Source organism: Salegentibacter sp. BLCTC, assembly GCF_015143665.1.
Lineage (GTDB): Bacteria > Bacteroidota > Bacteroidia > Flavobacteriales > Flavobacteriaceae > Salegentibacter > Salegentibacter maritimus.
This window is the reverse complement of record NZ_WYEW01000010.1, coordinates 92,794-100,725: the sequence shown is the minus strand read 5'-3', so window position 1 is coordinate 100,725 and position 7,932 is coordinate 92,794. Positions and strand designations below refer to the sequence as shown.

The following is a 7,932-nucleotide window of genomic DNA, read 5'->3' as shown; positions in this document are numbered from 1 at the left end:
ATTATCAACTAAAACATCGGTAGTATTATCCAGGTTAGACTGAATTTCATCTAAAGCATCCTGTACATTAGTAGAGGTTAAACCTGAATTGGTATTGTCATAACCGGAAGCACTTGCATTAGTATCGATGGTCGTAATTACGTCTCCATTACCATTTGTAAAAGTATATACCCCATCGGTTACACTTACTGAAGTAGTGTTGGCATCAATAATCACCTCCGTACCGTCTACAGCGGTATGCGTATAGGTGCCGTTGCCATTAGCAACTAAAACATCGGTAGTATTATCCAGGTTAGACTGAATTTCATCTAAAGCATCCTGTACATTAGTAGATGTTAAACCTGAATTGGTATTGTCGTAACCGGAAGCACTTGCATTGGTATCGATGGTCGTAATTACGTCTCCATTACCATTTGTAAAAGTATACACTCCATCGGTTACACTTACTGAAGTAGTGTTGGCATCAATAATCACCTCCGTACCGTCTACAGCGGTATGCGTATAGGTGCCATTATTGTTGTCTACTAATATATCAGACTCGCTCCCAATAATGCTTAAAATTTCATCATAGATCGCTCCCTGGTTTTGAATATTAGAAACCACATCATCAACTACAGTTACCGTGATACTCTCTCCGTTATCGTTGGTGAAGGTATAACTACCTCCCCCATTTTCGGTATAACTAGTAGTATTGGCATCAAAGTCTATAATATTACCCTCTGCATCGGTATAGGTGAAAGTACCGTCCCCGTTATCAGTCAGGTCAATATTACCTAAATCGGCATTGGTATCTTCAAGGTTCTGCTGAATTTCATCTAAAGCATCCTGTACATTGGTAGAAGTTAAACCTGAATTGGTATTGTCATAACCGGAAGCACTTGCATTGGTATCGATAGTCGTAATTACATCACCATTACCATTTGTAAAAGTATACACCCCATCGGTTACACTTACTGAAGTAGTGTTGGCATCAATAATCACCTCCGTACCGTCTACAGCGGTGTGGGTATAAGTACCATTATTGTTGTCTACTAATATATCAGATTCGTTTCCAATAATGCTTAAAATTTCATCATAGATCGCTCCCTGGTTTTGAATATTAGAAACCACATCATCAACTACAGTTACCGTGATACTCTCTCCATTATCGTTGGTGAAGGTATAACTACCTCCCCCATTTTCGGTATAACTAGTAGTATTGGCATCAAAGTCTATAATATTACCCTCTGCATCGGTATAGGTGAAAGTACCGTCCCCATTATCGGTCAGGTCAATATTACCTAAATCGGCATTGGTATCTTCAAGGTTCTGCTGAATCTCATCTAAAGCATCCTGTACATTAGTAGATGTTAAACCTGAATTGGTATTGTCGTAGCTATTACTATCTGCATTGGTATTGATATTAATTGTACTGCCATTAGCATTAGTCAAATCATAAGTCCCATCGGCGTTATCTACAAGATTGGTAGTATTAGCATCGAATTCGGTTGTATTTCCCTGAGAATCGGTAAAATTAAAGGTCCCGTCGCCATTATCGGTTATATTCGAGATATAAGAATTACTGGTTATAAGCTCAATAATTCTTTCATAGATATCTCCGTTATTATCAATATTACTTATAACATCGGCAGGAACATTTATGGTAGTAATTGTATCATCTTCACTGGTGTAAGTGTAAGTTCCATCTAAATTATCAACAAGCTTAGTAATACTTTCGTTTACAATCTCATCTAAATTTATACTTATACGATCTCCCTCCTGATCTAAATAAACAAACTCCTGATTCTCGGCATTCCAAATAACTATATTATCGGGGATATTAGAAGAAGGATCATTAGAAGTAGCTATTCTTTTCCAGCTACCGTTATACCAGTAATAATACCCCGGTGACATACTTTGGTTAGCAGAGGTATTAAACACCAAAAGACTTTCTACATTCCCATTGGTAATTGTAGATTCATCTGTTAAATTTAAAAGTGCAACCTGAGGTATTAATAGACCTTTATCGTTTGCTACTATCTCCAATTGGCTTGAAGGATTTGGCATATCGGTTCCAATACCCACCTGGGCACTAACAGAAAAGCCAATAAAAATAAATAGCAGAGGTAATAGTTTCTTCATAGAAAGTACTTTTAGAAATGGTTTACACCAAGATTTTTTTTGGATTAAACGGTAAAATAATTCTAGGCTTAAATTTTTCGCGAAATTGCAAAATATAACTAGATAAAGCCCGTTTCACGGGTATTACATAGATACTACATCTATAAAACAACACTCAAACAGCTTACGAGCAGACAATTACAAAGAAGCCATCCATTTGTACAAATCTGTTCCTTTAGGTAAAGAAAGTTTTTTGCGCAACCTGTATTTCTTAATTTGTACGGTTTTGTGTTGAACAAATGTGAATTGAGCAATCTCTTTTGTAGAGAATTTCAACCAAATCATAGCACATAATGCGATTTCTGAATCGGTTAAATTTATTTCTGTAGCGCTTAACTTTCCATAAAGGCTTGGGTATACCTGTTTAAATTTTCCTAGAAAAGCGGGATCATTATTTCTTGCTAAATCTATAACCTCATCAAAGCTTTCATTCAAACTCTGTTTTAAACGCTCTTTTTCTTTTCTGGAAATTTCTATTTTCTTCTTTTGCCTGCTGTTATGCCGAACTATAAAAAGTAAAACAAACGAAGTTCCAACTAAAGCAGATACCCCAAATACGAAAGAATAATCAGAGTCGACATCAATTTCTTTAGAGTTATTTTCCTCTACGATAAAATTTCTAAGAGGAATACTTAAAGATTTCATTTTTGCCATGCTTAGGCTATCATTGAGGTGAATATATTCTGCAAAGTATTTATTCGAATTTTTTAGGTCACTTTGTGTTCTATACACATAACCCATTTCTTTTAAAATTTCAACACTTAGGCTTATTCTCTTTAATCTTTTCGAGATATCTAATGCTTGTTGGTATTTATCTATAGAGGTCTCAACATCTCCCATTTTAAAATAATGATAGGCAAAACCTTTTAAAATAGTAGCTTGATCAAACTTAAAAAGATAACTACTATCCAAAGCGTCTGCATAGCCATTAAGGTTCCTGTTATCCCTTATAAATTCGGCGCCAGCCTCTAAATATGACTTTGATAAATCAAAATCACTCTCTGTATCTATTGCTAATTTCGATAAGCCCCGATATGTTGAAGAAAATGGGTATATAGACAAAGATTTCTTATAATAGATAATTGCTTTCTCCGACTCACCTAATTTTAAAAAGGCACTTGCGATATTATTATAAAAAATAGCAGAAAGATATTCTCCGTTCTCAAGCCCCTTACAAAGTTCTACAGCCTTGCTCCAGGTTTTTACGGCTTCCTTAAAAAGGCCAATATTTAAATAGTTTCTTGCTAACCCACCTAATATTCGAGCCTTTACTTCCTTACTATCTCCCTTATATTGTTTAGAAATAAGTTTTAAAAGGCTTAAACTTTTCTCATATTCGGCAATATCAATAAGTACCTGCGCCTCATTTATATATTTTAGTGCACTTTTATCTGTAATAACACTTATTTCAGGCAAACCTTTATCCTGTTGCAAACTATTGGCTGCACATAAGTTAGTGCCCAAAAAAATAAGATTTAAAAGAAAAAAGAAATATAACGACCTGATAACCAGAATTTTTATTGTTTAATACCCCTCAAAATAAGTAGGTTTTACTTTGAATAGTATTAAAAGTTTGTAAAGAAAAGATTACAAATATAAACCAACTCTTTTAAAAACCAGGGGGGTTGATAGAACAATTAACACATTACAAGCACAAGAGGTATAGAAAAAAAATTGTAGTTAATAAATTGATAATAAACTATTTAAACCGAAAAAGAATATAAGGTTATTTATAATACCTAAAATAAAAACAACAAGAAATAATATTCAGCTAACAAAGTTACCTCTATTATTACATCTTCATAAGATTCAAATAACCTGGGGCAAGCTTAACCTGGATATGAAGCCACATCTAGCTTCAAGGCAAACTTTTATTCTTCTATTACGAAAAAGAGTTTAGTGCATCTAACGGTTTAAGATACCAAAAAAGTAGCCTCGCCAGGAATCGAACCTGGATCTAAAGTTTAGGAAACTTCTATTCTATCCGTTGAACTACGAGGCCCTATAGGTGCCACAAAAATAATAATGTTTTCAGAAATTCATCATATTAAAACTTAAAACTTCCGGTAGTTTCCCGGCTTTTTTTAACTTTAATCTTAAAGACATATTTTTAAAATCAACCTCTATGAAATTTTTTGTCCTAAGCTTTTTTACAGCACTCATCTTTTTTGCCAATACCTGTAACCGCCAGGAAACAGAAGGCCAAATGGAACTTACCGGTAAAATAGAAAGCCAGGGAATTACTTCTTATCAATATGGCACACATGTTCTAAAAACGGAAAATGAATTCTATGCGTTAAGAAGCGACAAAATAGATCTGGATAAATTTATCGGAAAAGAAGTTACGGTTTCCGGCTCAAGGATAGATGGTTATCCAGTAGATGGCGGGCCTCTCTATATTCTGGTCACTAATGCAAAACAATTATAAATCATTTCTATATCAAGTGGTGTCTTAAAACACAAAAAGAGAATTTAGTGAAGTATTTCCCGGGAAGCCAACGAGGTATTAAATGAGAATTTTTTGAATTTAGAGGCAAGCCTCGAAACATTTAATCTAGATTATCGAGTAAAGTTTCGTTATCTTGGTTTTAAACAGAAATCAGGTATTATGAAAAATTTTTTACTCTTTACGGTTATCACTTTCATATCTTTTTTGAATGGCCAGGCCCAAAATCCGGAGATTAGCGGAGATCCATTTGCACATACCTATTCTATTGTTGCCAGGGATGCAAAAACCGGAGAAATGGCTGTTGGTGTTCAAAGTCATTGGTTTTCGGTAGGACCACTAGTCGCCTGGGGAAAATCGGGAGTGGGTGTAGTTGCTACGCAGTCGTTTGTAAACCCGGCTTTTGGCCCGGAAGGTCTTAAACTTTTAAACAAAGCTTATACTCCCGAAGAAGCTTTAGAGAGCCTTATTAATAACGATGAAGCCCGTGATTATAGGCAATTGGCCATTCTAAATAAATTTGGGCAAAATGCAGCCTATACCGGGAAGAATTGCGTAGCTGAAGCGAGCCATATTACGGGTGAAAATTTTGCAGTTCAGGCCAATATGATGTTAAACAACAAGGTTGTGCCTGAAATGGCTAAAGCTTTTACCGAAAATATGAACCTACCCCTGGCCGAAAGGGTACTTAGGGTTTTAAAAGCTGCTCAAAAAGCCGGTGGGGATATCCGCGGAAAACAATCGGCCGCATTAATTGTGGTTGGACCAGATAAAGTTGAAGAAGTCTGGAAGGATAAAAAAATAGACCTAAGAGTAGACGATCACGAAAATCCGATAGAAGAACTGGACCGGTTGCTAAGAACAGCCCGGGCTTACCAGTTTATGAATCGTGGCGATCTCGCTATGGAAACGGGGAATGTGGAAGAAGCACTGAAACAATACAGCACAGCCGAAAACATGTTTCCAAACAACCTGGAAATGCGATTCTGGAAAGCAGTAGCCCTTGCCAATAGCGATAGACTGGAAGAAGCAAAACAAATTTTTCAAAGAATCTTTGATAAAGATAAAAACTGGAAAATTATGCTAAAGCGTTTGCCCAAAGCCGGCCTCATAAATCTTAGTAAGGGGGAATTAGAGATGCTTACTGAGTAATCTACACATATTTAGTATCTTTATCACTTAAAATAATGCTGTTATGAAAATTACCTTTAATAAAATTCTATTGGGAATTGCCGTTGTATCACTTACGGCTTTTACGTCTTGTAAAGACGCAGAAAAGAAAACTGCTGAAGAAACCCAAACTATCCAAAATACCCAAATGAGTGGAAACACATCTGAAAATGCAGAAACCCCAGATGTCAACCCTCCACATGGCCAACCCGGACATCGTTGTGATATGCCGGTAGGAGCATCTTTAACCGAGTCAAACAGCTCAAGCCAACAACAGGAAATGACCTCATCTCCCATAAGGCTTAGGGAAGACAAACCAACTAAAAACCCTGCACACGGGGAGCCCTATCACGATTGTAGCATTCCCGTAGGTGCTGATTTGAAAGGTTAAATCTAGAAGATTCTATAAATTAAAACGTCATTACGAATGGAGTAAAGTAATCTGCCATTAAATTACAGATTATTCGTCCCTCGTAATGACGTTTTTTTAGTTCGTCAAGCTTCTTATTAATAAAAGCCTAATCTAATCCTCCTCTTCTTTCTCCATCTCTTGGCTCAGGCCAGGTCATTTGCTCACCGGTTCTTCGGTTAATTGGCAAAACGGCCTTTTCTCGTGAGGTAGTTTCAGGATCTTCACTCGCCATATAAGTCATAATAGCAGTCAAAATCACATTGCTGCGTACATCATCAAAAACAATTTTATCGTACGTATCTAAATTGGTATGCCAAGTATAATCCCAATAAGACCAGTTTAAAGAATTCAGCATAAAAGCAGGTGCTCCTGCAGCCACAAAAGAAGCGTGATCTGTTCCACCACTGGAAGGGGTTCCAGGGAAGGAAGTCTCAATCTCAGATTTTATCTCCTGAGGCACCGGCTCTAACCAACTGCTTATATAATCGTAAGCATGCAAAAATCCTTGTCCGTTAATAGTTTTTACCCTTCCGGTTCCGTTATCCTGGTTAAACAAAGCCTGTACATTAGCCACAATTTCGGGGTTATCTTTTACAAAAGCACGAGAACCGTTAAGCCCCTGCTCTTCTCCACCCCAGTGTCCGGCTATAATAGTTCGCTTTGGGTTTGGATATAATTTCTTTAAGATTCGCATTGTTTCCATCATCACCATGGTGCCGGTACCATTATCGGTTGCTCCGGTACCGCCATCCCAGGAATCAAAATGTGCCGAAAGAACAACATACTCTTCAGGCTTTTCGGTTCCTTCAATCCTTGCAATGGTATTAAATGTTGGCATTTCTCCAAGATCTTTAGATTGGGCAACTACCTTTATTTCGGGCGCATTATTGTTTTCTGCTAAACGGTAAAGCAATCCATAATCTTCTAAAGAAAGATCTATAGTAGGAATATCATTGGTATATGCACCAAACACTTTGTTAGCACCAAAACCGTGAGACCAGTTAGAAGTCACAATACCCACTGCACCGGCTTCTTCCAAAACTTTTGGGAGTTCGCGATAGCTATAACCGGTATTTTGAACTCGGCTTCTCCATAGAGAATCGGTTTCTTTTATGCTTTGTTGCATGTTCTTCCACGATTTTTCTGTGGCCCACTCTTCCCAGTTATATGGTGGCCTTCCGGTAGGTTCATTTACCGAAATCATCACAAATTTTCCTTTAACTGAAGAAAGCATATCGGCAAAGGCATCAGGGCTACTTGCTTCCGGTAAAATCACTACCTCGGCAGTTACGCCTTTTTTTCCTGTAGAAGGGCTCCAGGCCAATTGTCTTCCGTGCAAGGTTCTTAATCTTGGTTCTACAAGGTCTATATGGGTAATTCCACGTTCCCAGCCACGCCAGGTTCCATATTCCTCATTTTCGGCAGAAATTCCCCAGCTTTCATATTTTTTTACCGCCCAGTCATGTGCATTTTTCATTTGTGGAGTCCCAACCAATCTAGGACCAATCACATCTATCATCTCGTGACCCAGCTCCTCTAATCTTGAATTTTCATTGACCTCGGTTACAATCTTGTCTACCATTTCTTGCTGAGCCTGTACCTGTAATGTGCCGGCCACAAGAAATAAACTAAAAAGTGTACGTAAATTTTTCTTCATACTGTTTTAATCAATTTTTAAAAATAAAGGCTAAAGATATCAATTATATCTAATCTATCTTAAGGCTTAAGCTTTATCATTTTTAGC

At 37.1% G+C, this 7,932-nt stretch carries 6 protein-coding genes and 1 tRNA gene; 3 read left to right on the top strand and 4 right to left on the bottom strand.

Annotation, left to right across the window (positions count from 1 at the left end):
- The 3 genes from GUB10_RS13450 to GUB10_RS13440 all read right to left on the bottom strand — a co-directional run.
- The coding region (locus GUB10_RS13450; protein WP_193711977.1) for a hypothetical protein at positions 1-2,121 on the bottom strand (2,121 nt) is incomplete at its 3' end.
- A 177-nt stretch (positions 2,122-2,298) separates the two neighbouring features.
- Positions 2,299-3,624, bottom strand: a complete 1,326-nt coding sequence (locus GUB10_RS13445) for a tetratricopeptide repeat protein (protein WP_193711976.1) — start codon at positions 3,622-3,624, stop codon at positions 2,299-2,301.
- 466 nt (positions 3,625-4,090) lie between these two features.
- Positions 4,091-4,162: transfer RNA gene (locus tag GUB10_RS13440), tRNA-Arg, on the bottom strand.
- A 123-nt stretch (positions 4,163-4,285) separates the two neighbouring features.
- Between GUB10_RS13440 and GUB10_RS13435 the strand changes: the two genes are divergently transcribed.
- The 3 genes from GUB10_RS13435 (at position 4,286) to GUB10_RS13425 (ending at position 6,167) form a co-directional block, all read left to right on the top strand.
- On the top strand, positions 4,286-4,588 hold the full coding sequence (locus tag GUB10_RS13435; protein WP_193711975.1) for a hypothetical protein: 303 nt from the start codon (positions 4,286-4,288) through the stop codon (positions 4,586-4,588).
- A 180-nt stretch (positions 4,589-4,768) separates the two neighbouring features.
- Positions 4,769-5,758, top strand: a complete 990-nt coding sequence (locus GUB10_RS13430; RefSeq protein ID WP_193711974.1) for a DUF1028 domain-containing protein — start codon at positions 4,769-4,771, stop codon at positions 5,756-5,758.
- Positions 5,759-5,801: 43 nt separating this feature from the next.
- Entirely contained in the window at positions 5,802-6,167 is a 366-nt protein-coding gene (locus tag GUB10_RS13425; RefSeq protein WP_193711973.1) for a hypothetical protein, read from the top strand.
- A 127-nt stretch (positions 6,168-6,294) separates the two neighbouring features.
- Here the strand turns inward: GUB10_RS13425 and GUB10_RS13420 are convergent, their stop codons facing one another.
- Positions 6,295-7,845 (bottom strand): M20/M25/M40 family metallo-hydrolase, encoded by a 1,551-nt coding sequence (locus GUB10_RS13420; RefSeq protein ID WP_193711972.1) that lies wholly within the window; start codon positions 7,843-7,845, stop codon positions 6,295-6,297.
- Between the last annotated feature and the right edge of the window lie 87 nt (positions 7,846-7,932).

What these genes read in the sequence shown, in the direction of transcription:
- GUB10_RS13425 (WP_193711973.1), top strand. Translation starts at nt 5,802, where the DNA reads ATGAAAATTACCTTTAATAAAATTCTATTGGGAATTGCCGTTGTATCA.
- GUB10_RS13420 (WP_193711972.1), bottom strand. Translation starts at nt 7,845, where the DNA reads ATGAAGAAAAATTTACGTACACTTTTTAGTTTATTTCTTGTGGCCGGC.
- GUB10_RS13435 (WP_193711975.1), top strand. Translation starts at nt 4,286, where the DNA reads ATGAAATTTTTTGTCCTAAGCTTTTTTACAGCACTCATCTTTTTTGCC.
- GUB10_RS13430 (WP_193711974.1), top strand. Translation starts at nt 4,769, where the DNA reads ATGAAAAATTTTTTACTCTTTACGGTTATCACTTTCATATCTTTTTTG.